Source organism: Nostoc sp. (assembly GCF_036917755.1).
In the GTDB taxonomy this organism is placed as follows: domain Bacteria; phylum Cyanobacteriota; class Cyanobacteriia; order Cyanobacteriales; family Nostocaceae; genus Nostoc.
Genome location: NZ_JBALFC010000050.1, coordinates 26,655 through 50,089, shown reverse-complemented (window position 1 = coordinate 50,089; position 23,435 = coordinate 26,655). Strand labels below are relative to the sequence as shown.

Sequence of the window (23,435 nt, the reverse complement as noted above, 5' to 3'; positions counted from 1 at the left end):
CCTGATAATTAACAGAAAATTAGAGAAGCCATTCACTTTGAAAATGTAACTTTCTCAAAGTTGTAAGTTTCTCTTGTTCATCCTCAATAATTGCTCTACATCAAAATTAACTTTATCCAACCAACCCAGAACGCAAGGCGCGGACTGCTGCTTGGGTACGGTCATCGGCACATAGCTTATTCAAAATATTGCGAACGTGAGTTTTAACAGTCCCAACAGTGATGTAAAGTCTTTCCGCAATTAGTGCATTACTACAACCTTCGACAATCAACTGTAACACTTCTAATTCCCTTTCTGTCAGGGTGTAAGGTTGAATTCCTTCCAGAGTCTCAACAGAATCAGGGTTAGAGGCAATAGCCTTGATATCGACAAAAGCCGATTCCGACTTTTGGGGATTTTGTTGCGCTTGTTGTAATACAATCCGAGCGATCGCTGGATCGATCCAGGCGTTGCCATTGTAAGTTACTCGCACTGCTTCCAGCAAATTATCAAATTTGATATCCTTCATACAGTAAGAGTCTGCGCCAGCCGCAAAAGCTGCCAACACCGCTTCTTTGTTATCCCGCAGCGTCAAAATTAACACCTTTGTGACTAGCTGCTGCCCATTAGTAGTAGATTTTACCTCCCGTGTCAACTCAATGCCATCCTTATCTGGTAAACCAATATCTACAATCGCAATATCTGGTTGTAGCATTTTTAACATTTTTAGTCCTTCAACAGCATTAGCAGCTTCACCTACAACTTCAATTTCATCCTTTTGCTGTAGTGCTGTGCGAATACCCACACGAGTTAGGTCATGATCTTCAATCAGAGCGATACGAATTTTACTCATAGCCAACTTCAGCCCGTTACACTACCTTAACTATAAAGTCGAGTTTCGTGACATACTCCCACACTAACCGCAAGTAGTATAGTGGGGGTTAATCAACAGCAGTCAATAAGCTCACAATTATTCAATGAATAATCATCTTGATTTAACTTAATTTGTGCTAAAATCGACCGAATAACAACGATTTTACCCTTGCCGTCAGAGGATACACCCGTAAGCATTCACTGGCGTTTGATAAACTTAACATTCAAGGAAATCTGGTGTGATGGTTAATCAAGAATAGGCTATGTCTAACGACAATCAAGCATTTTCAGTGTTGGGAATACCAGTTCATGTGATGGCTAACTATCCAGGCTGGTTGTTAGAATGCCTGCACGCAAGCAAAGGAACTCATGTAGTAACCCTGAATGCAGAAATGACTATGCAGGCAGAGCGAAATCAATTCTTAGCTCAGGTGATTAAAAATGCTGAACTAGTGATTCCAGATGGAGCCGGGGTTGTTCTGTATTTGCGGTGGCTATTATGGCAAAAAGTGCAGCGTTTTCCGGGGATTGAATTAGCAGAAAAACTTTTGCAAGAACTTGGGCAACAGAAGACAGAGGCAAAGGTATTTTTCTATGGAGGAGCGCCTGGAGTGGCCTCAATTGCGGCAGATTTTTGGCAGCAGCAAATTCCCGATTTGAATATCGTAGGCACTCACTCAGGCTACCATTCGCCAGAAGAAGAAGCACAATTGCGACAAACTCTCGCTCAATTGCAGCCACAAGTGATTTTTGTCGGTTTGGGAGTGCCACGTCAAGAGTTATGGATTGCTGAAAACCGCCATTTGTGTCCTCAAGCAATTTGGATTGGCGTTGGTGGCAGTTTTGATATTTGGTCGGGAACTAAAACTCGTGCTCCCGCCTGGCTAGGAAATAATAATTTGGAATGGTTATATCGGCTTTATCAAGAACCTTGGCGTTGGCGGCGGATGTTGGCTTTGCCAGCGTTTGCTGTGAAAGCGTTTGTTTATCGTTTGACAGCAAGGGGTGCTATTAGTTAAGGGTGGGAGTGGGGAGAGACGCGATTAATCGCGTCTGTACAGGAGTTAGGAGTGTTATTACTTGTACTATTTGACACAAACTTTGAGAGATGTAGATTTCTCGCAGGGAACATTGCTCATGGGTGTAAACTTAACGTGAAACTTAGTCTCGAAGCAGCATTTAGAGATTGTCTCGTTCCCAGTCGGAGACTGGGAATGCATTCCGGGAGGCTCTGCCTCTTGACTTGCGCCAGAGTCGCAATGAGGTGCATTTCCAGCCTCTGGCTGGAAACGAGGTTTTAAAAATTTGAAATTTTATTTGTTGCATTTTAAATTCCCAGGCGAAACCTGGGAATCATTATTTTTGAGAGGAATGTCACATCTAAGTTGGCAAACTATTTGGTTGTGGGTATGAGGAAAATTTAACAATGCCAGTATTAACAACTCAAGTTAAGACAGACAAATCAGTTCATAGAGAGGACAGTAAAACTCAACACCACGGTAGCAATACTACTGTAAAGGTGCAGTTGCAATCTGTAACCAAGACCTATACTAACGGCTGTCATGCCTTGTTGAATGCGAACCTTGAGGTAAAAAAGGGAGAATTTCTATTTATCACAGGGCCAAGTGGTTCTGGTAAATCAACGCTCTTGAAACTGCTGTATGGCCAGGAGTTGCCTACACAAGGAGAAGTAATTGTTGATGGATCTAATGTAGCGGGTTTACGGGGCGATCGCTTATCATTATTGCGGCGACGCATTGGCATTGTGTTTCAAGACTACAAACTGATTAGCCAACGAACAGTAGCGGAAAATGTGACTTTTGTGCTGCAAGCTCAAGGGTATACCCGTAAAGAAATTCAACGACGTTTACAACCAACCTTGAAGCTAGTTGGTTTGCTGAATAAAGCTGACTGCTTTCCAGATCAACTGTCTGGGGGAGAGCAACAACGGGTGAGTATTGCACGAGCGATCGTTGGTACACCACCCCTGCTGTTGGCGGATGAGCCGACTGGAAATCTCGATCCAGATAATTCCTGGCAAGTCATCCAGATTCTCCAGAAGTTAAATTCCTTTGGAGCTACGGTAATTGTTACCACTCACGATGAACAATTGGTGCGGCGATGCAACCATCGGGTAGTGCAAGTTCGCAATGGACGGCTGTCTTGAAAATAAGCATTTGTCATTTGTCATTTGTCATTTGCAAATGACAAATGACCAATATAGGGAGAAGCTAATCGGCATTCAAGTTGCATAATCTGTTTTACTGAGTATAAATTATTTTAACAATAACATAGAAAGCAAATTCGAGTAATTCTGACCAAATGTGGTTTTTTTAATTATTCCAGAAACTATTTTTTTCTGTAGATAAGTGACTGCGATCGCTCCTACAGTTACCACTGAAAAGGCAATCAAAAAGTGACTGGCAAATTTTGGTAAATATACCACGATAGTTTGCCAATAATAAACAAAGAATATATGCCACAAATATATCCATAAAGAGGATGAACTGATAAAAATAATTCCCCTGATTAAGACATGATTATTGTTAGATAAATTATACTTAGAACAAATTCTATCTACTGCACAAAAAGCAAAAAAAGACATAAAAATCCCATAGGAAACAAAGTACATTGTGGGTGGATATTTAAAATCTGCGGTAGATGCAAAATGTCCTAGAGTCCGGTAATAGAACCCAGTTAATAATAAGAAGATAGTCAAAAAGAATCCCGAAATAAATAATATTTTTTTGAATCTAAGTTGGAGTAATACTATACCCAACCCAAATAAACATCCATAGGGAATAAGATAAAATAAATAATCATCGATCAATTGTATAATGATTTGATTGTGTAAGTGAAAATGACCAATTTTAAGAAATAATATTTCGTATCCCAGATATATTAAAAAGAGCAAAGCTAAAAATTTATTTTCCGACTTACATAATTTGTATAACTTCAATAAAGGATTCGCAAAAATTGCAACGAGAGTAAATACACGAATAATCCAGACATATCCAATCCCTTTTAAGAAGAGAAAAGTTTCAATTATTTCTGAAGACGAAAATGGATAAGGTTTAGCCAGCAAAAGAAATATCAGATTAGCCGAAATGAAGAAAAAAGTCAAAAACAACCATACCGGGGCAATCAGACGAGGCAATCTTTTTTGTAAATAATTCCAAAAAGATATATTTTTATTGTTAGCTGAATAGTAATATAATGTTCCTGATGCAATAACCATCAGAGGTACATCAAAACGTCTGATGTCAAATAAAATGTTATTTTCAGGCCCTACATGGGCAAAAATAATAAAAATCAGCGCGATGGTTTTTAAAATATCAAATCTAATATCTCGCTGTTTGTCTAGAGTTTTTTCTATCCTATTTATCATTGATTACACAAAAGTAATTTAATGTTTATGGGTTTTGAATAATTATGCGAAGTTGCTTCGCTAAAAGTATGGAAATTTTGCCAGACAATAAAAAATAAAATTATTATCTAACATTGGAAGATTTTCTAGCAATTGGAGCATTCTATCGTTGATTTTTAAGTAAAATTAGGATTTTGATGTTTAACTAATATAGGAATCCTTTCGGGAGCATCTCAATGAGTGTAAAAAGCTTTGTAAAACCTCACCCCAACCCTCTCCTTGGTAAGGAGAGGGAGCAAGAATCTTGTTTCTCATCTGGTATATTTGCTTTCACTGAGATGCTCCCAATCCTTTCTGTCCTGTTCCCTCTTCCCTGCCACGCAAGTGAATTCAGGAATCAAATCGGATTGCTATAGTTTGGCATACTATATATTGAATAACCACATTTATTTACACATATCTTGCCTGGTTGACTGACAAAATTCAAGCAGCATAGCAGTATGATTTGACCCGAAACTCTCTTTCATACTGCTTTTGAGCCATAATTAATAAACGTGGTGCTTGACTTTTGTCGATAGGGGTACGAAAGTTGCTGCTGTTTTGGGTGGTAGAAGTTGTAGGCGATCGCAAGCTTGTAAACTCTTAAAAGCTGCCTCTCGAATCACAACTTCCTCCTCTCGACTAATTAGCAGTTGCAAGCATTCGACAACATCTTGCTGCACTGAAGAATCAACTCGCTTATGGCTGATGAATTTAGTTAGTTGACGTAGCGCAATCAACCGCTTCAATGGATCTTTTTCTGTTAAATTGACCAACAACTGATCAAGGTGGTCTTCTTCTCGATATTCATAGAAGTTGACAATTTGCCAGACCAATAAAATTAAAGTTAACAGGGTTCCCAGACCTTGCACAATAGCACCAGCGCCAATCCAAGGACTGTGAGAGTCAACCCAAATTGCAGCGGCCATGTAAGTGCTGACAGTTGCAAGACCACCACTGACGACTGCTAAGGCTAACCGACGATTTGGACTGTTTAAGAACTTACGTATCTTAGACCAGTGCAATTGCCAGTCCCACTCCTGCATTGAGTAAACCAATACCATTATCCCAACGCCGATTAAGAGAGCCAATAGCAGTATCCAGTTCCACAACAACATGGCAACGACGATTGTCAGGAACCCAAGAAAGCCCCCAGGCCCAGAGAAGCGCTTAAATGTTTGCTGCTTTGTGGCTCCCTTTGTCTTGAATTTTGTCAGCGACCAGTTCCATTTTGGAATCTGGTTGATCAATTGCTGCCAATAAGACGAAGCCTGTGCCACAGTGTTTACCTACTTGATTACAAAATTACCTATTGTAGGTGAAGACTCAAACCACGAGATGCCCCTTACGGCATTCATGGTCAAGATGCACAATTTTACCAGAAAAAGAGTTCGTTTCCTCCATGTCCTCTGATCGGAGTGCGGGAGCAAGTTGGTGAGGCATAAAGGCTTTTTAAAGACAAAAACGAAAGCGATCAAGGGTGAATTGACCATCAAAAGCACAGAAGGTAACGCTGTAGATGTTATTCACAGCTATAGATAATAAGGTATTGGGGGAAATTGCCGAGTCGGAATTGGCAAGATTGGCGCTTGGTAGTGTAGTTTGACCGAGCAGTTGCCGATCGCGATCGTAGGCGCAAAGCACTAGCCGTTGCGAACTAGTGACAAAGGCGCTAACTGAGTTAACCGGACGTAAGAAAGTAGCTTCTAAAAATCCGCTTTTAGGCGCTCCCATTAAGACTGTTAACCCTGAATAGGTTGGAAATGCTGGATTTGATGGCTGTATTGCTAGAGAATTGTCAAAAATTACTCCCCAGCGTTCATACTGGCGCTCTACTGTTTCAAAACACTTCAAGCCTTCTAAGTCTAAACAAATACAAGTAGGTACAGTCACTCTGGCAGCGTCAAGAGCTGGTTCGACCTGACCCCGCCAAGCTGAAGCTGTAATTTCATTTTGGATATCAAAGTTGTCAAGCGCAAATTTAGCGTCTTCAATCGTTGGTAGTTTATTTGATTGAAGAGTAGCCTGCTTTACCATGACATTCCGCCTTACCATTACCTAGAGAATAATCAGATTAGTTATACATTAAAAGCTATTGTTTCTACATATAGAAGTAGAATTAATAGTTTATTAAAATGAGCGTTTTAACTATTCTTGACGCTCAAAATTATTTATCAGTTTTTTGATAGACTACCATAAAAACTTATGTTTAATTCCGGCTTTGGTGATAGTCGCTACCATGAGAAACCCTTATAAAACAGTAATTACAACGATAAATTATTTTTTATAATCAAAAAATAATCACCAAATCTTTACAAGTAATCCAGTAATTTTATATCTACTTAATCTAGCGGTAGTAAGAAGTCCTAAAGTGATTGGTTCGCCGATAATAACAATGAGTGGGGAGTTTGAACTAAACAGGTAAGTATTCTGGGATGACTAAAGAAGACACCATGACACGGAGAAATTATCAAATACTCTCTGTGTCGCAAAATCGCCGCAAGCCGATGCTAATACAAGTCTTAGCGTCCCCAGGTTTGTTTTGTTACTTGTACCAACTAATTACTACAGTCAATAAAAAATACTTATGTTTCAACCACTAGGATTTGAACAACGCTCCATAAATACCTCGCTAGGTAGAATGGCATACTATACTGCTGCTGGGGCACCTTGGCTGGACAGTGTAACTGCCAAAGATGATCGGGAAACTTTGGTATTCCTGCACGGCTTTGGTGGTGGTTCTTCTGCTTATGAGTGGTCGAAAGTTTATCCAGCTTTTGCGGCCGAATATCGGGTGATTGCGCCAGATTTGATCGGTTGGGGTAGGTCTGAGCATCCAGCGCGGAGTTATAATATTGAGGATTATTTGACTACAATTCGGGAATTTTTCGAGCAGACTTGTACTGGGCCAGTAACAGCGATCGCTTCTTCTTTAACCGCAGCATTTACAATTCGAGTCGCAGCAGATCATCCTGATTTATTCAAGTCTTTAATTCTGACTACCCCCGCCGGACTTTCCGATTTTGGCGAAGACTATTCCCGTAGTTTTTTTGCCCAGTTAGTTAGCGTTCCCCTTGTTGACCGTTTACTTTACAGCACTGGAATTGCTACGAGTGGGGGTATTCGCGGCTTCCTAGAGCAACGGCAATTTGCCCAGTCTAATCGAGTGTACCAAGAAATTGTCGATGCTTATTTACAATCCGCCCAACAGCCTAATGCTGAGTATGCAGCGCTGTCTTTTGTACGCGGTGATTTGTGTTTTGATTTATCTCTTTATATTCAACAACTAACAACTCCCACCGCCATTATTTGGGGACAAAGGTCGGAATTTACAGGGCCATCAATTGGTCGTCGCCTAGCCGAAATTAATCCCCAAGCGATCCGATTTTTTCAACAGTTGGAAGATGTGGGGTTAACACCGCAGTTGGAATTGCCAGCAGTGACAATTGGGTTAATTCGCCACTTTTTGCCTTTACTTAATTAGTGGTTTGCTCAGTTGTCAAAGCCTCATCTAATTTTCTACCTTTTGCCTTCTTTAATGTTCTAATTTCAACCACAATTGTGTCGCTAGACTTTGAATTTTCGAGGCTGATTGAAGAATTCAGGAGTCAGAATTTATGCTCAACTCTGACTCCTGAATTCTGTTTTGATAAAGTCACTTTGAAATGCGCCATGTGTATCCGAATCGATAAAGCTACATAATCTGCCGTAAATCTAGCACAAATCCAGGTAGTACATTTTCTCCTGATAAACTAGCAGGATTGTCTAATATCTCTACATTTTTACCTGGACGATAAATTTCTACTCGCTTGTTTTTCCGGTCAATTAACCAGCCTAATTGAGCGCCATTTTCGATATACTCCTGCATTTTCTCCTGCAATTCTTTCAAGGAATCAGAACGAGAACGCAACTCTACTACAAAATCAGGGCAAATCGGGGCAAATTTTTCTTGTTGTTCTGGCGTTAAAGCATTCCATCGCTCAATTTTCACCCAAGAAGCATCAGGAGAACGTTCTGGCACCATTGGGTAGGGTGAAACCAGTTGAAGAGTCAAAAACTTCGCCTAAATTACTCTCAGAGTTCCAAATATCTAATTGAGTGGTAATTTTAACATTACGTCTACCAGTATCGCTACCTGTAGGTGGCATAATTAATAATTCCCCTGATGCTGTACGCTCAAATTGATAATCGCGGTTTTTCTGACACATCTGGAAAAATTGCTCATCAGTCAAGTCAATTTTCAATTTGAGTGTAGAAGGTAAAGTGGTTGTTGTGGCGTCCATAGGCTATTCTGAGCATCTTAGTTTTTAGTTTAGTATTTTGTGGCAAGCGATCGCTTGATCAGATGATGGAGATAGCACACGTCAGGTACCAACACACACAGACGTAACATACAGCGTTTTGCAACTCATCCGCCTGTCTTACAAAATTCATTCTGAATTCTGTTTCGATAAATCGTTGATTAAGATGGAAAGTCTATGTAATAGTGGTAACATCGTAATTTTTCTCACATTCTTGGCATCGAATTATGGTCTTTGATATAGGCACAAGCCTTGCTCTAATTACCATTAAAGAAAATAGCGGCAATCAATACCGCGAAGCGATCGCTATTCATCTATAACCCGCAACTGGGGTTAATACCTAATTTCCACTTCCTGTTCCTCTTAGCTTTTAGGTTGTATTGTGGTTAGTCTGACTCTGTTAGAACCGCAACAGAAAACACCCCTCCAGCAGTGGTGCTTTGAGAACTCTTCCATAATTCGGATTGGTCGAGCGGCAGATAATCAGGTTGTTTTAACTGATAGTTTAGTTTCCCGGCATCATCTAGAACTGAGACAAGTCGGTTCCTCTAGCAATGGCGATGCTTGGCAGCTAATTAGTCAGGGTACAAATGGGACTTTTCTCAACGGTATCCTTGTAATTCAAAGTCCGTTACCAGATAATTCCCTTTTGCAATTGGCACAGGGAGGCCCAATACTGCAATTCCAAATTCAGGAGGTAACAGTACTGGAAACTGGTTTGCGATCGCCACAAATGCCAGGGAGAGAAGAAAACGCCGTCGAGACGCTTTACTCAGCAAAAAATCCGGCAAGTTCATCCTCCACTTGCACGCACGAAGGTAACTCGCCGAATAATCTGTTTTGCATCCACTGCGGTCTACCCCTCTCTGTGCAACAGAGGATTCGCCATTATCAGGTATTGCGAATTCTCGGACAAGGAGGTATGGGTACTACTTATCTCGCGTGGGATGCGGCTGGTCTGATTGCGGGTATGCCACAACTGCTGGTGTTGAAGCAAATGAATGCTGATATGGTGAAAATTGCCAAAGCTCAAGAGTTATTTGAGCGGGAGGCGTACACTCTCAAATCCCTTAACCATCCTGGAATTCCCAAGTATTATGACTTCTTTGTAGAAGATGGAAAAAAATACTTGGCAATGGAACTAATCCACGGGCAAGATTTAGAGAAACGTGTCTATACCACTGGCCCGGTGACACCAAACCAAGCGATCGCTTGGATGATCCAAACCTGCGATATCTTAGACTATCTTCATAGCCAAAGCCCTCCACTGATTCACCGCGATATTAAACCCGCGAATCTAATGGTGCGAAGTTCAGGAAATCGCATAGTGGTGCTGGATTTTGGCGCAGTTAAGGAAATTGGCACAGCGCCCGGCACTCGAATTGGTGCAGAAGGTTACTGCGCTCCTGAACAAGAACGAGGACAACCTTTGACTCAATCTGATTTGTATGCAATTGGGCCAACGCTGATTTTTCTGCTCACAGGGGAAAACCCGTTTAAGTATTACCACCAACGAGGGCGAAGCTTCAGGTTTGATGTGGCAAAAGTTCCAACTATTAGTTCCCAATTAAGGGATGTGATTGACCGCGTTACAGAACCATTGCCACGCGATCGCTACCAAACTGCAAAGGAATTGGCTGGGGCTTTAGCGACTTGCAAAGTTTAGGGAGTGGGGAGTGGGGAGTGGGGAGTGCATGCGTGTCAACTTAAGCCTTGGCGAATGGAATTCGCGGCTACACAAACAAAGTCCACCTCCGTGGACTAAGAGAAAATCAAGCTTTCATAACCCACGGAGGTGGGTTTTGTCTGTGTAGACGCGGTTTCTAACCGCCCTTTTATCTTAAGTTGACACCAATGGTCGGGAGTGGGCAGTGGGGAGTGGAGAATATTGAAAATCACTATTCCCTATTCCCTATTCCCTATTTCCTATTCCCTATTGCCTATTCTTCATCCCAAGTTTCGACAGCTAGCAATTCACTAACTGGGTCTTGCATACTAAAGCCAAAGTCGAGCAGTTCCTGTTTCCAGTGCTGCCATTCATTACCGTAGAGCAAAGCGATTTTCCAGATGCTATCGCTTGGCTTGATAATATTCGATTCTATGAGTGATTGCACGTTGCGCTGCAATTTCACCATTGGGTGAATCACTTGCTGAGTCATAACTCTCGATTGAATTCAGGTTTTGTTGGTAAATACTTAATCAAAACTGCTTGCCATTCTGCAATTGTTGCCGGGTCGTAGAGTGGTGTAATTGGGTAAAGCTAGTCTTAACTTTTTAACTATACCATAACAAACTCTACTAAGTTACTGGTAAATTCGGTTTTGTACGGTAATTACCACCACAAAACTCGAATTCCACCAAGCAGTCCTTAAACTTTTTGCAGAAATCAGGCAAAGGTTCAGGGATGCTTATGTTTTCCCTTTTACCTTTAACTTTTCCCCGTCTTCTTTGTCCTCTTATAGCGGTTCTCAGGTGCATGAAACACATATCAAAACCTCACCGCAACCCATCTCCATGAGTTCGGAGAGGGGAGATAAAGCACAGCCTTATCGGGGTGAGGTTAAGCTGTATATAACCTTTACCCTTTCTCCACTAGAGTGCAACAGTACCTTTTGTAAGATATCTATTGTGGACGCCAAGCAGAATAACTAGTCCTTTGGGAAGTTGCACTAATGAGGGCGACTGGGAAAATTCTATTTGTTTGAATCACGAAAAATATGTGTGATTATTGAAGAACCCATAGGACACGGGCTAGTTTGAAAGTTTTTGACTGACTAGGAAATTTGTAATTGAGTAGAAATATCTACTGTTTCTGTTTCTTTAAACGTTATTTACAATATCGCAAACATCTGGCATTAGGCAAATTAATTGCAAATCTTTATATAACTTTAATGTTTTGCCTAGAGAATAAGACCTGGAGGGTTGCCCTGTTTAGGTGCAGGAGAGGGTTTTGCTTTGAAGTATAGAAGCGGTTCGCATGGCAAAATTGTCGATGCAGCATGGGTTTACCACAAAGTTCTCTTGTCTTCAGAGTCAGCATTTGAATTTTATGTAAAAAATTTTTAGCCAAGATGTTAGTTTCTGTTGAGCAAATGGGCATCCTCATAACAGGAGGCTTGCTGATATCTAAGTATTTACCGCAGCAAGTATGTGAGGCATGGCTAGTTCGGAGGCAGAATACCTAATTTCCCGCAAAAAGCAGATTCAGCGGCGACAAAAGATTGTCACGATAGTGTCGATGTTCTCGTTTTTTGGTTCTACGGTATTTGCAATCATTCCGGTAATACAAAAGGCTAGTCAACCTCAGCCAGCAATTGCGTCTCCTTCTGCTGAGTCAGAATTACAGCAACAGGCGCGGGGCTACGAGTTGGTTTTACAACGGGAACCAGAAAACCAACTTGCTTTAGAGAAACTGTCTTTGTTGCGGTTGCAATTGAAGGATGCTAAGGGTGCGATCGCACCTTTGGAGAAGCTGGTAAAGTTGCACCCTGAGCGGCAAGATTACAAAGTTGTATTAGAGCAGATTAAGAAACAAGAGGGAAATAGCGATCGCAGCACAAATAAGCAGCCCAAATCTCAGTAACAACTTCACTTAAATATTTTTGCAAAATAAAATAATTAATTTTGAAATTACAAAGAAATACAAGATGTTTAATGGCAAATCGATTTTAATCACTGGTGGTACAGGCTCCTTCGGCAAGCAATTTGTCAAAACGATTCTCAGCCGATATCAACCTCATAAAGTCATAATTTATTCACGGGATGAACTCAAGCAGTATGAAATGGCGCAGGAGTTTAATGCACCAGTGATGCGCTATTTCATTGGAGATGTGCGCGATCGTGATCGGCTGCGTCTAGCTATGCGGGGTGTTGATTATGTTATTCATGCTGCGGCACTTAAGCATATTCCTGCCGCTGAGTACAACCCAATGGAATGCATTAAAACTAATATTTATGGAGCAAATAATGTCATTGATGTTGCTATTGAGCAAGAAGTAGAAAAAGTGATTGCTCTTTCAACAGATAAAGCAGTTAATCCAATTAATCTCTACGGTGCAACCAAGCTAGCTGCGGATAAACTTTTTGTCGCAGCTAATAATATTGTTGGCACAATGAAAACTCGGTTTGCTGTAGTTCGATACGGCAATGTTGTTGGTTCAAGAGGCTCAGTTGTACCTTTTTTTGAAAAACTGATTCGTGAAAAAGCCCCAGAAATTCCCATTACAGATCCACGCATGACCCGCTTTTGGATTACCCTACAACAAGCTGTGGATTTAGTGTTTAACAGTTTTGAACGGATGCACGGAGGAGAAATATTTGTCCCTAAAATTCCCTCAATGAAAATTACCGATTTGGCTGAAACACTTGCACCGGGAGTCCCAATTAAAATTGTTGGTATTAGACCAGGGGAAAAACTACATGAAGCTATGTTTCCTTCTGAAGCTTCGCATTTAGTATTAGAGTTTGCCGATCATTATGTGATTAGACCAACTATTGAATATACCTATTCTATTGATTATGCTTGCAACGCTTTGAGCGAAAAAGGAGTTCCCGTTCCTGAAGGGTTTGAGTATAGCTCCGAGATAAATACAGAATGGCTAAAAGGTTTCCAACTACTTGATATGCTGAAGCAATGAGTGACTATATTCCTTATGGAAGGCAAGATATCAGTCAACAAGATATTGATGCCGTAATTGAAGTTTTGCGCTCAGACTGGATTACTCAAGGCCCAGCTATAGAGAGATTTGAGCAAGCTGTTGCCAACTACTGTGGAGCAAAATATGCTGTAGCGGTTTCTAGTGCGACAGCTGCATTACATATTGCTTGTCTTGCTTCTGGTTTAGGGCAAGGAGATATTCTCTGGACATCACCAAATACCTTTGTTGCCTCAGCTAATTGTGGACTTTACTGTGCTGCAAAGGTTGACTTTGTTGATATTGACCCAAATACCTACAATTTGAGCGTAGATGAATTAGAACATAAGTTGACTGGGGCAGAAAAGCAAGGTTGTTTGCCTAAAGTAGTAATACCTGTGCATTTTGCAGGGCAATCTTGTGAGATGGAACAAATTGCCGCTTTATCACAGCGTTATGGTTTCAAAATTATCGAAGATGCTTCTCATGCGATTGGCGGAAGCTATCAGGGACAACCTATTGGTTCCTGCCAATTTTCCGATATGGCGGTTTTTAGCTTTCATCCGGTAAAAATTATTACAACTGGTGAAGGCGGTATGGTGCTAACAAATCATGAGGAACTATATCAGAGATTGATTAGATTAAGAAGTCATGGCATAACTCGTAATCCAGATTTGATGCAAGGAGAATCTCACGGTTCTTGGTATTATCAGCAACTAGAACTAGGCTTCAACTATCGGATGACGGATATACAAGCAGCATTGGGTGCTAGTCAGATGCAACGACTAGATGAGTTTGTTAAACGTCGGTGGTTTTTAGCTAACCGCTATCATCAACTACTGCAAGATTTACCGTTGATGCTGCCGTGGCAACATCCAGATAGTGAATCTAGCTGGCATCTTTATGTCATTCGGCTCAAACTGGACAAGATTAATAAAACTCATCGACAGGTATTTGAAGAACTTCGCAGCGTAGGAATTGGTGTCAATTTGCACTATATTCCAGTTCACATACAGCCTTATTATCAAAAATTTGGGTTTAAAGTAGGGGACTTTCCACAGGTAGAAAAGTACTATAAGGAAGCTATCAGTATACCCTTATATTATGGGCTAAATGAAGAGAGTCAGGATAAGGTAGTAGTTTCGCTAAAAGAGAGCCTGATATGAAAACTGTAATTATTGTTCAGGCAAGAATGACTTCAACTCGCCTTCCTGGAAAAGTGCTTGAAAAGGTATTGGGTAAGCCTTTATTAGAATACCAGATTGAGAGATTAAAGCGAGTAAAGTTAGCTGATGAAATTGTGATCGCGACTACAACCAATAGTACAGATTTGCCAATTATTGAACTTTGCGATCGCCTTTCAGTACCATATTTTAGAGGTTTAGAAGACGATGTGCTAGCCAGATATCATGGCGCGGCTAAAGAGCATGATGCAAATGTAGTAGTTCGCGTCACTTCCGATTGTCCGCTTATTGATCCACAAGTAATTGACAAGGTAATTCAATCTTATATTGAACATAAATATGAATATGATTATGTGTCGAACTGTTTAGAAAAAAGCTACCCACGAGGAATGGATACTGAGGTTTTTTCATTTATAGCATTACATCAGGCGTTTGTAGAAGCAACAGCACAACCTGACCGTGAGCATGTTACTCCGTTTATCTATATGCACCCGGAACGTTATCGATTAGCCCAGATATTTTATTCAGAAAATCAAAGTTTACATCGCTGGACAGTTGACACAGCAGATGATTTTGAACTTATCAAAAGAATTATTGAAGCGCTTTATCCTCAAACTCCAAAATTCACCTTGGAGGATTGTTTAGATTTGCTGAAACAGTATCCTGATTGGTCACTAATTAATGCACACGTAGAACAAAAGAAATATGCTGCGTAATTAAGCATTTATCAAAAATGAAGCTATTTATCCGAGTAGATGCATCAACACAAATAGGTATAGGCCATGTAATGCGTTGTCTAGCTTTAGCGCAGACTTGGCAAAATGCAGGTGGTCAGGTAATTTTTGTGATGGCGACCAAAGCACCAGATTTGAAAACTCGGTTAAACGCGGAAGGAATGGAAGTTATCCACCTGCCGATTCAAATTGGAAGTGCTGAAGATGCCGAAGAAACAGCGAAACTCGCACGCCAGTTTAATGCGAGTTGGGTTGTGGTAGATGGCTACAATTTCGGTGCTAAGTATCAAGAAATCATCAAGAGATTTGAGCTACAACTTTTATTCATGGATGATTATGGACACGCAAAACAGTACCATGCGGACATTGTTTTAAATCAAAATATTCATGCTTATGAGGGATTGTACAGAAATAGACAGCCATATACCAAACTGTTACTTGGTACAAGCTATAGCCTTTTGCGGCGGGAATTTTGGCAGTGGGGGGGATGGCAGCGATCGCTCCCTCTAATTGCAAAGAAGTTGCTAGTTACACTAGGTGGTGCAGATCCCGATAATGTCACTCTCAAGGTGATTGAAGGATTGCAACAAGTAGAAGTAGAAGGGCTAGAAGCAGTTGTTGTAGTTGGAGGAAGTAATCCGCATTATGAGCAGCTGCGATCGGCTAGTCAAAATTTGCAGTTTCCTATCCGTTTGGAAAGAAATGTAATGAATATGCCCGATCTCATGGCTTGGGCTGATGTGGCAGTGACAGCTGGTGGTAGCACTTGTTGGGAACTGGCTTTTATGGGTTTGCCTAGTCTAGTAATGATTTTAGCTGAAAATCAACGGGCGATTGCCGAAAAACTAGAGGCAATGGGAGTAGTTGTAAATTTGGGATGGCATAAGAATGTTTCTGCTGTTGAAATAGCATCGAGAGTAGCGCAATTACTGATAACTATTGGAATGCGGGAAAAAATGACTACACATAGCCAAGAATTAGTGGATGGTCAAGGAAGCAGTCGAGTCTTGAGCTATCTAAAAGATAACTTTTTTCAATTGCGATCGGTGCAGCAAGATGATTGTCGGTTGCTATGGGAATGGTCAAACGCTCCAGAAGTACGTGCGGTTTCTTTTTCCTCAAAGTCTATACTCTGGGAAGATCATGTTCAATGGTTTAAATCTAAATTGATTAACCCTAATTGTATCTTTTACATTGCCATTAATAAGAATGATGTACCTATTGGACAGATTCGATATGACATAGAAAATCATGAAGCTACTGTTTCCATGAGTATTGATCCAAAGTTTCGTAATCAGAATTATGGAAGCAGCTTGATTAAATTAGCTTGTAAACAACTATTCTCTGATTCCGATATTACTAGAATTAATGCCTACATAAAGTCAAGTAATCAGGCATCTGTTAGGGCATTTTCCAAAGCGGGTTTTCAGAGTATAGGAATAACCACACTGCAAGAACATCAAGCGATCCTTCTTATTATAGACAAGTATAAATTTAGTTAGTTGAGAGAGCAAATGCGAGAAATTAACATTGCAGATAGAATAATCGGTGCTAGTCATCTCCCCTTCGTAGTTGCTGAAATTTCCGGCAATCATAACCAATCTTTAGAAAGAGCTTTAGATATCCTTGAAGCAGCTGCTAAAGCCGGGGTACATGCAATAAAACTCCAGACTTATACTGCTGACACGATGACTTTAGACATCAATGAGGGTGAATTTTACATCAATGATCCTAATAGTCTATGGCATGGTCAATCCCTGTATCAACTATATCAACAAGCTTACACACATTGGGAATGGCACAAACCTATTTTTGAGCGTTGCGAGGAACTGGGAATAATTGGGTTTAGCACCCCTTTTGATGCTACTGCTGTAGATTTTCTCGAATCTCTAAATGTACCTTGCTACAAAATTGCCTCTTTTGAAAATACCGATTTAGCTCTAATTCGCAAAGTTGCTAGTACGGGTAAGCCGATGATTATTTCTACTGGGATGGCGACAATTTCTGAGTTAGATGAAACTGTTCGGACAGCGCGAGAAGCTGGGTGTCAAGACTTAATATTACTCAAATGTACTAGTAGCTATCCTGCGACACCAGAGAATACTAACCTGCTAACTATTCCTCAAATGCGTGAGTTGTTTAATGTGCAGGTGGGGTTGTCTGATCACACAATGGGTATTGGAGTTGCTGTTGCTAGTATTGCTTTAGGAGCTACATTAATTGAGAAGCACTTTACTCTGTGTCGGGCTGATGGTGGAGTCGATTCAGCTTTTTCAATGGAACCAGCAGAGATGCAGCAATTGGTAATAGAGTCGCAAAGAGCTTGGCAAGCTTTGGGTAATATAAAATATGGAGCAAGTGAGGCTGAAAAAAAGTCATTGATTTATCGGCGATCGCTCTACGTTACCCAAGATATGAAACCTGGAGAGATTCTCACTCCAGAAAACCTAAGAGCAGTGCGTCCAGGATTAGGATTACCACCCAAGTTTTTCGACATTATTATTGGTAAAGCAGTTAATCAAAATATAAAAAAAGGTACGCCTTTTACCTGGGAGTTAGTATTAGCAACTCAAAAATAAAAAGCTAATTAATACTCAGTATTATACTGTTTTTATCTATAAAATTGAAGGATTAATCTCAATGAGTCAAGTCAGCACAAGTGTACAGATATTACGAGAACATTATCAGGATCTTGTAAGAAAAAAAGGGGACTCACCTGGATCTGGACAGTGGGGTTCTATAGATGAATCTCTTGTCAGATATTTTGAACTTATGAAAATTGGAGACCTCAATGGATGTCGAGTTTTAGATATAGGATGTAGTATCGGTTATTTTGCAGAATATTTGCAAGAACACAATATTATTTGCCAATATAGAGGCATAGATATTGTACCTGAAGCCATTGAAATTGCACGTAAAAAATTTCCAGATATGAAATTCGAGTGCTTAGATATAACTCAAGAGAGTCTAGAAGAAACCTATGATTATGTTTTAGTATCTGCTGTTTTCAATAATTTTACTCCTAACGGTAATCTTTTTCTCCAAACTTTAATCAAAAAAGCATTCTCTTTATGTGAAAAGGGTCTCGCATTTAATTTTATTTCCTCTTATGTGAATTTCCAACAAGAAACGATGGCTTATTATGAACCGGAGGCAGTTTTAAGGTTCTGTATTGAGCACCTATCTAGAAAAGTCACAATAATTCATCACTACTATCATTGTGATGTTTGTATTTATGTTTACAAGTAAATGAATAGTAAAGATTTTGTAATTAATTGGCAGGAAATAGCAAATATTTGGGATGATTTTGTTGAAGATTCTCCTCAAGGAACTGTTTTTGCAAAAACTGACTTTATCAATGCATTAGAAGTTCCTTTTCAAATTATTACAGTCTATTTCAGACAGAAAATAGTTGCAGGTACTGTTATCTTATTTTCTCAAGATGGTAAGACATTACCTGCTCCTTTCCCTTTTACACCCTATCAAGGACTGTTACTAGCCGACAATTGTACTAAACCAGATCACAAACGTAATTCTGAAGAGTTTTTGATTTTAACTTGGTTCATAGAACAACTTATAGATAAATTTGAAAAAATTTCCCTAGCCCATTCATGGCAATTGATAGATATACGACCATTTCAATGGTATAATTACCACACACCTGACAAGGGAAAGTTTGAAGTTCAACTGAGATACACGGCTATATTGAAATTAATAAAATTTGATAGTTTTGACTTTTATCTCAGTTGTATCAGGGCTGTCAGGCGTCAGGAAATGCGGAAAGCTATCAAGAATAAATTATCTATTCAGGTGTCTGATAATATTGATATTTTAGATAAACTACACCGACAAGTTTGGGCTAGACAAGGAATAGAAAACATAGAAAAAGAATCTTATTTACTGAAAGCAATAGCTCATAAATCTTTAACAAAAGGATTTGGAATACTGAAAGTATGCTATTTTGATGCAATTCCTGTTTGTGCTATTTTATTCCTCTTTGATCAAAAGCGCGGTTATTATATGTTTGCTGGGAATAATCCTGAATACAGAGAAAGTGGTGGTTCAACCTTTTTGCTACTCAATTTAATTGAAGAATGTTTTAAACGCAAGTTGCAAGAAGTTGACTTTGTAGGAGTTAATTCTCCAAATCGAGGAGATTACAAACTCAGTTTTAATCCAGAGATTAAGCCTTATTTTGTCACAAATTTAAATGCCAATTTGGATCTCTATCAATAAATATAAAACTTTTTACGGGAGAAATAACTAAAACTGTGAATCGTGTAATTGCCACTATAGAAGCCAGGATGGGTTCTTCACGCCTTCCTGGTAAAGTCCTCAAAGAAGCAGTGGGTAAACCGATGCTGTTGCTGATGGTTGAGCGTGTTCGTCGCGCTCGTTATATAGATGAAGTTGTAGTTGCCACAACCACTAATGAAAAGGACGAAGCGATCGCATCCTTATGCAGTAAACACAATATTCCTTACTTTCGTGGTTCAGAAGAAAATGTATTAGAACGAGTTGTAGAAACTGGGCGACACTATCAAGCAGAAGTTAGTGTCCTTTTAACCGGAGATTGTCCCTTAATTGACCCTTATGTGATTGACCAGCATATCTGTGCCTTTTTCGCGGCTTACCCCCATGTGGATTACGTCGCTAATTGTGAAGTACGTTCATATCCTCATGGGCTGGATCTCATGGTGTTGTCTTGGAAAACACTAGCTCAGACAGTTGATTTTGCCTCCAGCGAACCCTTTCGTGAACACGTTGGTTGGTACATCCGACGACATCCAGAGCAATATCGTCGCTTGGATATCATTGCTCCTCCAGGCTTAAGTAATCCTTTTTTCCGTATTACCCTTGACTATCAAGAAGACTACCATCGCATCAAAGCCATTTTTGAAGCACTTTATCCCCAGAATCCCCAATTTACGACAGTAGACATTCTTAACTATGCCCAACAACAAGGATGGATTGACTTCTGAGAGAGATTAAACTCATGAAAGTGTGTGTCGGTATTATTGGTTTGGGAAAAATTGGGCATCGCTTTGGCATTTCCCCACAAGGCGATCCACTCAGCCATTCTGAAGGGTATGCTCAAATCCCTAACGTAACAGTTGTATTAGGAGTAGATCCAGATTCAGAAGCCTGTAGAGATTTTCAACAACGTTTTTCTGAAGCACAAATATACTCCAGTTTAAAAGATGTACCACATGGACTTTGCCTCGATGTAGTATCAATATGTAGTCCGACTCACCTACACGCTCAGGGAGTTATTGCTGCACTGGCTTGGCAACCGCGCGTCATCCTATGCGAAAAACCCCTTGCAGTTAATGTAGCAGAGGCAGAAATGATGCTAGCCGCTTGCTCTGCACAGGGCTGTATTTTGATAACTAACTATTCGCGTCGTTGGACACCAATGCTGCAAGCCTTGAAACATCTAACGAACCAGGATGATGGCTTAGGAACTCCAATTGGTGCTTGCTTACGCTACAACGGTGGTTTACTGCACAATGGAACCCATTGGATCGATATGTTATTGGCTTTATTCGGATCAGTTGCTTCAGCATATCGTCTGGAAAAATCACCTGTTGCTGAGGATGACGCTGCTGAGTCAATTGCACTATCCTGGAACAGCGGATTAACTGCATATTTGATTGCAGTACGTGGAACTGGGTGTTCAATCGGCGAAGGCGAACTCTGGGGAACCGGCGGTATGCTGCGGTATAGCGCTGGGGGAGGGCGAGTCACTTGGCAGACAGCTCAACCTAGTGAATGGTCAGGCTTTCAAGAGTTAGGTCAAGCAAAGATGATCTGTGAAGCTGGCTTAAAAGGCCACATTTTAGGGGCTGTCAGTGAAGCTGTGCAATTAGCACAAACTCGCGGACAAGCAACCTGTTCTGGCGCTGATGGTGTGCTTGCTTTACAAGTTGTTGAAATGGCAAGAAACAACAAATTTCTAATTAAGTAGGTAATTTGATGGTTATTACTAGAGAAAAACCGGCTTTGCTCGGAGGTTCCAAGGTTTTTCCAGAGGCATTACCAAGGTATATCAGTACTAGTTCCCAGGAGACTGAAGCCGCGATTCAAGTATTGAAAAGCGGTATTTTATCTGACTATATTGGTGCTGCTGGACTGTACTTTATGGGTGGCAAACAAGTTTGCACTTTGGAAGAACAATGGGCTGACTACTTTAATGTTCGTCACGCTTTAAGTGTTAACTCTGCTACTAGTGGTTTACATGCCGCTGTGATTGCAGCCGGTGTTAATTTTGGTGATGAGGTAATTGTGCCACCGCAAACGATGTCAGCAACGGCAACAGCAGTGGTTATGGCAAATGGGACTCCTGTTTTTGTTGATCAAGAGGAGGCTAGTTGCTGCATTGATCCAGAAGCCGTTGAAGGTGCTATCGGATCACGCACAAAAGCAATTATCGCAGTCAATTTGTTTGGAGGTCCAGCCCAACTGGTACGCTTACGTGAGTTAGCAGATCGACACGGTTTGATTCTAATTGAGGACAACTCCCAAGCACCGGGAGGTCAGCATCAGGGGCGTTGGCTGGGAACAATTGGGCATTTGGGGGTATTCAGCCTCAATTGTCACAAAACGATTCAGTGTGGTGAAGGGGGGATTGTAGTTACTAATGATGATCGCTTGGCGCGGCGGGTGGCATTGGTACGTAATCATGGAGAGAATGCAATTGAAGCGGAAAACTGGTATGAGGATGGTGATATTGTTGGTTACAATTACCGTCTAACTGAACTTCAGGCAGCGATCGCTCAGGTTCAACTCCAACGTTTAGAAGAATTGACACAGCCAAGGCTGAAAATTGCTGAAGCTTTAGACCAAGGGCTGTCTGAGTTTAAAGCGCTACGGACGGCTAAAGTTGGCTCTGGCGATCGCCATGTTTACTATACATATCCCATTTGGATCGATCCACAACAAGCTGGATTGTCGCGGGACAGATTTGTGGAGGCACTTCAAGCAGAAGGATGTCCTGTGACGGGGCGTTATGTGCGTCCCTTATACAGACTACCTCTTTTCCAAAGGCTGCAACAAGAAGGCAAGACAATTGTCAGTCATCCTACTGGTGTCTGTCCCATAGCCGAAAAGACATATAACCAGACACTTTTATCTACAACTCTCATCCAAATACCTGGGGGTATTGACCTAGTTGATCGTTTCATAGCTTCTGTGGCTAAAGTCCTGGCTCATGCCAAAGAGTTAAGTCAAGGGCAAGATGAATGAAGATACTTGCGATCGCTCACGATCCAGGCGGTGCTAATGCTGTGGCTGCAACTGTTGCAGCCTTGCGGACAGCAGGTACACAGGTAGAAGCGTATGCCAAAGGGCCAGCTATCCGTCAATTTCAACGCCTTGAAGTTGCTTGCACGCCAATTTCTGAGGAACACCAAAATCTTTTTGTGAGATTAACAGGAGATATTCTGCTAACAGGAACATCTCAATATGATGAGTTTGAACGCGATGCTATTTTATGGGCAAGGCAAGAGCGTATCCCTAGTATTGCTGTCATAGACTATTGGGCAAATTATGGACAGCGTTTTCAACCATTCAATAATCCTAATGCAGAACCAAATTTTCCAGATATTATCACAGCTTTAGATGAACTGTGTGCCGCAGGAATGATTGCTGATGGAATACCAGAAAAGCGAATCCGCGTTGTGGGACAGCCTTATTTTGCTTGGCTGATTTCTAGACAAAAATGCAGAAAAAGCATTTTGAAACCACGAGAGAATATTCTCTTTGCTTCTCAACCAAATGCCAATGAGATTGAAATCCTCCGTATCTTAATTAAGGTATTAACTGACTATAAACCCTTAAAAAAATTGCTGATCCGCTTTCATCCCCGCCAAGGTGAGTGCCGTGCTTCGCTTGATTTGCTAGCACAATCAGGTTTGCCATTTGCCATTGACGAAAGTACTGATACACTTGCCACTCTGCGTCAGCAAGATATAATGCTAGGAATTACTTCAATTATCCTAATTGAGGCGGCTTTAATGGGAATACCAGCAGGTAGTTTGGTGATTGGTGTCGATGACACACTCATAACCAATCAAAGGGGAATCACAATTCCGTTAAACTCCTCAGAAAAGCTGCGGGAGTTTTTGTATTTTCCTCAATATGGGGAAATAGAAGAACAATTTGTTGAACAGCAGCGCGATGCAGATTTCCGAGTAGCACAGTTATGCAAGGCAATAATTTAGTTATTGACTTTGAAAGAATTTTTAAAGTGCTGGGTACTATATAGTATGGAGTGATTCAGGCTGAAAATAATCCTTTAATTTTCCGGCTATAGCTCTACATGA

The 23,435-nt window shown here is 40.8% G+C and carries 21 protein-coding genes and 1 pseudogene; 16 read left to right on the top strand and 6 right to left on the bottom strand.

Annotated features, from left to right (window positions below; all coding sequences use genetic code 11):
• Nucleotides 1-112: 112 nt before the first annotated feature.
• Complete coding sequence (locus tag V7L05_RS12320; RefSeq protein ID WP_335164431.1) at nucleotides 113-832, bottom strand: response regulator transcription factor; 720 nt, start codon at nucleotides 830-832, stop codon at nucleotides 113-115.
• A 283-nt stretch (nucleotides 833-1,115) separates the two neighbouring features.
• Between V7L05_RS12320 and V7L05_RS12315 the strand changes: the two genes are divergently transcribed.
• Together V7L05_RS12315 and ftsE are read left to right on the top strand one after the other, a co-directional pair.
• Entirely contained in the window at nucleotides 1,116-1,871 is a 756-nt protein-coding gene (locus V7L05_RS12315) for a WecB/TagA/CpsF family glycosyltransferase (protein WP_335164430.1), read from the top strand.
• A gap of 407 nt (nucleotides 1,872-2,278) precedes the next feature.
• Nucleotides 2,279-3,019, top strand: coding sequence for a cell division ATP-binding protein FtsE (gene ftsE, locus V7L05_RS12310; RefSeq protein WP_335164429.1), 741 nt, complete (start codon nucleotides 2,279-2,281; stop codon nucleotides 3,017-3,019).
• A 108-nt stretch (nucleotides 3,020-3,127) separates the two neighbouring features.
• Here ftsE and V7L05_RS12305 read toward each other — a convergent pair whose 3' ends face one another.
• From V7L05_RS12305 to V7L05_RS12295, 3 genes are all read right to left on the bottom strand, one after another.
• Complete coding sequence (locus tag V7L05_RS12305) at nucleotides 3,128-4,240, bottom strand: acyltransferase (RefSeq protein ID WP_335164428.1); 1,113 nt, start codon at nucleotides 4,238-4,240, stop codon at nucleotides 3,128-3,130.
• A gap of 524 nt (nucleotides 4,241-4,764) precedes the next feature.
• Nucleotides 4,765-5,538, bottom strand: a complete 774-nt coding sequence (locus tag V7L05_RS12300) for an armadillo-type fold-containing protein (RefSeq protein WP_335164427.1) — start codon at nucleotides 5,536-5,538, stop codon at nucleotides 4,765-4,767.
• Between the two features lie 172 nt (nucleotides 5,539-5,710).
• Nucleotides 5,711-6,295 (bottom strand): hypothetical protein, encoded by a 585-nt coding sequence (locus V7L05_RS12295; RefSeq protein WP_335164426.1) that lies wholly within the window; start codon nucleotides 6,293-6,295, stop codon nucleotides 5,711-5,713.
• Nucleotides 6,296-6,845: 550 nt separating this feature from the next.
• Between V7L05_RS12295 and V7L05_RS12290 the strand changes: the two genes are divergently transcribed.
• Nucleotides 6,846-7,742: an alpha/beta fold hydrolase gene (locus V7L05_RS12290; protein ID WP_335164425.1), complete on the top strand. Its 897-nt coding sequence runs from the start codon at nucleotides 6,846-6,848 to the stop codon at nucleotides 7,740-7,742.
• Between the two features lie 210 nt (nucleotides 7,743-7,952).
• On the opposite strand, the pseudogene V7L05_RS12285 reads toward V7L05_RS12290, so the two are convergent.
• A pseudogene (locus V7L05_RS12285) lies at nucleotides 7,953-8,541 on the bottom strand (Uma2 family endonuclease).
• A 400-nt stretch (nucleotides 8,542-8,941) separates the two neighbouring features.
• Here V7L05_RS12285 and V7L05_RS12280 point away from each other — a divergent pair.
• A complete protein-coding gene (locus V7L05_RS12280) occupies nucleotides 8,942-10,225 on the top strand; it encodes a protein kinase domain-containing protein (RefSeq protein WP_335164424.1) in 1,284 nt (427 codons plus the stop codon).
• Between the two features lie 274 nt (nucleotides 10,226-10,499).
• Here V7L05_RS12280 and V7L05_RS12275 read toward each other — a convergent pair whose 3' ends face one another.
• Nucleotides 10,500-10,718 (bottom strand): DUF4327 family protein, encoded by a 219-nt coding sequence (locus V7L05_RS12275; protein WP_012407469.1) that lies wholly within the window; start codon nucleotides 10,716-10,718, stop codon nucleotides 10,500-10,502.
• 998 nt (nucleotides 10,719-11,716) lie between these two features.
• Here V7L05_RS12275 and V7L05_RS12270 point away from each other — a divergent pair.
• The 12 genes from V7L05_RS12270 to V7L05_RS12215 all read left to right on the top strand — a co-directional run bounded on the left by V7L05_RS12270 (nucleotide 11,717) and on the right by V7L05_RS12215 (nucleotide 23,333).
• Complete coding sequence (locus V7L05_RS12270) at nucleotides 11,717-12,142, top strand: tetratricopeptide repeat protein (RefSeq protein WP_335164423.1); 426 nt, start codon at nucleotides 11,717-11,719, stop codon at nucleotides 12,140-12,142.
• Between the two features lie 64 nt (nucleotides 12,143-12,206).
• The gene (gene pseB, locus V7L05_RS12265) at nucleotides 12,207-13,196 is read left to right on the top strand and encodes a UDP-N-acetylglucosamine 4,6-dehydratase (inverting) (RefSeq protein WP_335164422.1); all 990 of its coding nucleotides are present in this window, start codon (nucleotides 12,207-12,209) and stop codon (nucleotides 13,194-13,196) included.
• Nucleotides 13,193-14,359 carry a UDP-4-amino-4,6-dideoxy-N-acetyl-beta-L-altrosamine transaminase gene (pseC, locus tag V7L05_RS12260; protein WP_335164421.1) on the top strand — a complete coding sequence of 389 codons (1,167 nt, stop codon included), beginning with the start codon at nucleotides 13,193-13,195 and terminating at the stop codon, nucleotides 14,357-14,359. The genes pseB and pseC overlap by 4 nt, the downstream gene beginning before the upstream one ends.
• Nucleotides 14,356-15,093, top strand: coding sequence for a glycosyltransferase family protein (locus V7L05_RS12255; protein WP_335164420.1), 738 nt, complete (start codon nucleotides 14,356-14,358; stop codon nucleotides 15,091-15,093). Before pseC ends, V7L05_RS12255 begins: the two co-directional genes overlap by 4 nt.
• Before the next feature lie 17 nt (nucleotides 15,094-15,110).
• Entirely contained in the window at nucleotides 15,111-16,613 is a 1,503-nt protein-coding gene (gene pseG / locus V7L05_RS12250; protein WP_335164419.1) for a UDP-2,4-diacetamido-2,4,6-trideoxy-beta-L-altropyranose hydrolase, read from the top strand.
• A gap of 12 nt (nucleotides 16,614-16,625) precedes the next feature.
• On the top strand, nucleotides 16,626-17,690 hold the full coding sequence (gene pseI, locus V7L05_RS12245) for a pseudaminic acid synthase (RefSeq protein ID WP_335164418.1): 1,065 nt from the start codon (nucleotides 16,626-16,628) through the stop codon (nucleotides 17,688-17,690).
• A 61-nt stretch (nucleotides 17,691-17,751) separates the two neighbouring features.
• A complete protein-coding gene (locus tag V7L05_RS12240) occupies nucleotides 17,752-18,360 on the top strand; it encodes a class I SAM-dependent methyltransferase (protein WP_335164417.1) in 609 nt (202 codons plus the stop codon).
• A complete protein-coding gene (locus tag V7L05_RS12235) occupies nucleotides 18,361-19,347 on the top strand; it encodes a GNAT family N-acetyltransferase (protein WP_335164416.1) in 987 nt (328 codons plus the stop codon).
• Between the two features lie 35 nt (nucleotides 19,348-19,382).
• Complete coding sequence (locus V7L05_RS12230) at nucleotides 19,383-20,093, top strand: glycosyltransferase family protein (protein ID WP_335164415.1); 711 nt, start codon at nucleotides 19,383-19,385, stop codon at nucleotides 20,091-20,093.
• Nucleotides 20,094-20,107: 14 nt separating this feature from the next.
• On the top strand, nucleotides 20,108-21,079 hold the full coding sequence (locus V7L05_RS12225; RefSeq protein WP_335164414.1) for a Gfo/Idh/MocA family protein: 972 nt from the start codon (nucleotides 20,108-20,110) through the stop codon (nucleotides 21,077-21,079).
• 8 nt (nucleotides 21,080-21,087) lie between these two features.
• Complete coding sequence (locus V7L05_RS12220) at nucleotides 21,088-22,356, top strand: DegT/DnrJ/EryC1/StrS aminotransferase family protein (RefSeq protein WP_335164413.1); 1,269 nt, start codon at nucleotides 21,088-21,090, stop codon at nucleotides 22,354-22,356.
• Nucleotides 22,353-23,333, top strand: a complete 981-nt coding sequence (locus V7L05_RS12215) for a hypothetical protein (protein ID WP_335164412.1) — start codon at nucleotides 22,353-22,355, stop codon at nucleotides 23,331-23,333. Before V7L05_RS12220 ends, V7L05_RS12215 begins: the two co-directional genes overlap by 4 nt.
• The last annotated feature ends 102 nt before the right edge of the window (nucleotides 23,334-23,435 follow it).

What these genes read in the sequence shown, in the direction of transcription:
- V7L05_RS12320 (WP_335164431.1), bottom strand. Translation starts at nt 832, where the DNA reads ATGAGTAAAATTCGTATCGCTCTGATTGAAGATCATGACCTAACTCGT.
- V7L05_RS12315 (WP_335164430.1), top strand. Translation starts at nt 1,116, where the DNA reads ATGTCTAACGACAATCAAGCATTTTCAGTGTTGGGAATACCAGTTCAT.
- ftsE (WP_335164429.1), top strand. Translation starts at nt 2,279, where the DNA reads ATGCCAGTATTAACAACTCAAGTTAAGACAGACAAATCAGTTCATAGA.
- V7L05_RS12305 (WP_335164428.1), bottom strand. Translation starts at nt 4,240, where the DNA reads ATGATAAATAGGATAGAAAAAACTCTAGACAAACAGCGAGATATTAGA.
- V7L05_RS12295 (WP_335164426.1), bottom strand. Translation starts at nt 6,295, where the DNA reads ATGGTAAAGCAGGCTACTCTTCAATCAAATAAACTACCAACGATTGAA.
- V7L05_RS12290 (WP_335164425.1), top strand. Translation starts at nt 6,846, where the DNA reads ATGTTTCAACCACTAGGATTTGAACAACGCTCCATAAATACCTCGCTA.
- V7L05_RS12275 (WP_012407469.1), bottom strand. Translation starts at nt 10,718, where the DNA reads ATGACTCAGCAAGTGATTCACCCAATGGTGAAATTGCAGCGCAACGTG.
- V7L05_RS12270 (WP_335164423.1), top strand. Translation starts at nt 11,717, where the DNA reads ATGGCTAGTTCGGAGGCAGAATACCTAATTTCCCGCAAAAAGCAGATT.
- pseB (WP_335164422.1), top strand. Translation starts at nt 12,207, where the DNA reads ATGTTTAATGGCAAATCGATTTTAATCACTGGTGGTACAGGCTCCTTC.
- pseC (WP_335164421.1), top strand. Translation starts at nt 13,193, where the DNA reads ATGAGTGACTATATTCCTTATGGAAGGCAAGATATCAGTCAACAAGAT.
- V7L05_RS12255 (WP_335164420.1), top strand. Translation starts at nt 14,356, where the DNA reads ATGAAAACTGTAATTATTGTTCAGGCAAGAATGACTTCAACTCGCCTT.
- pseG (WP_335164419.1), top strand. Translation starts at nt 15,111, where the DNA reads ATGAAGCTATTTATCCGAGTAGATGCATCAACACAAATAGGTATAGGC.
- pseI (WP_335164418.1), top strand. Translation starts at nt 16,626, where the DNA reads ATGCGAGAAATTAACATTGCAGATAGAATAATCGGTGCTAGTCATCTC.
- V7L05_RS12240 (WP_335164417.1), top strand. Translation starts at nt 17,752, where the DNA reads ATGAGTCAAGTCAGCACAAGTGTACAGATATTACGAGAACATTATCAG.
- V7L05_RS12235 (WP_335164416.1), top strand. Translation starts at nt 18,361, where the DNA reads ATGAATAGTAAAGATTTTGTAATTAATTGGCAGGAAATAGCAAATATT.
- V7L05_RS12225 (WP_335164414.1), top strand. Translation starts at nt 20,108, where the DNA reads ATGAAAGTGTGTGTCGGTATTATTGGTTTGGGAAAAATTGGGCATCGC.
- V7L05_RS12220 (WP_335164413.1), top strand. Translation starts at nt 21,088, where the DNA reads ATGGTTATTACTAGAGAAAAACCGGCTTTGCTCGGAGGTTCCAAGGTT.
- V7L05_RS12215 (WP_335164412.1), top strand. Translation starts at nt 22,353, where the DNA reads ATGAAGATACTTGCGATCGCTCACGATCCAGGCGGTGCTAATGCTGTG.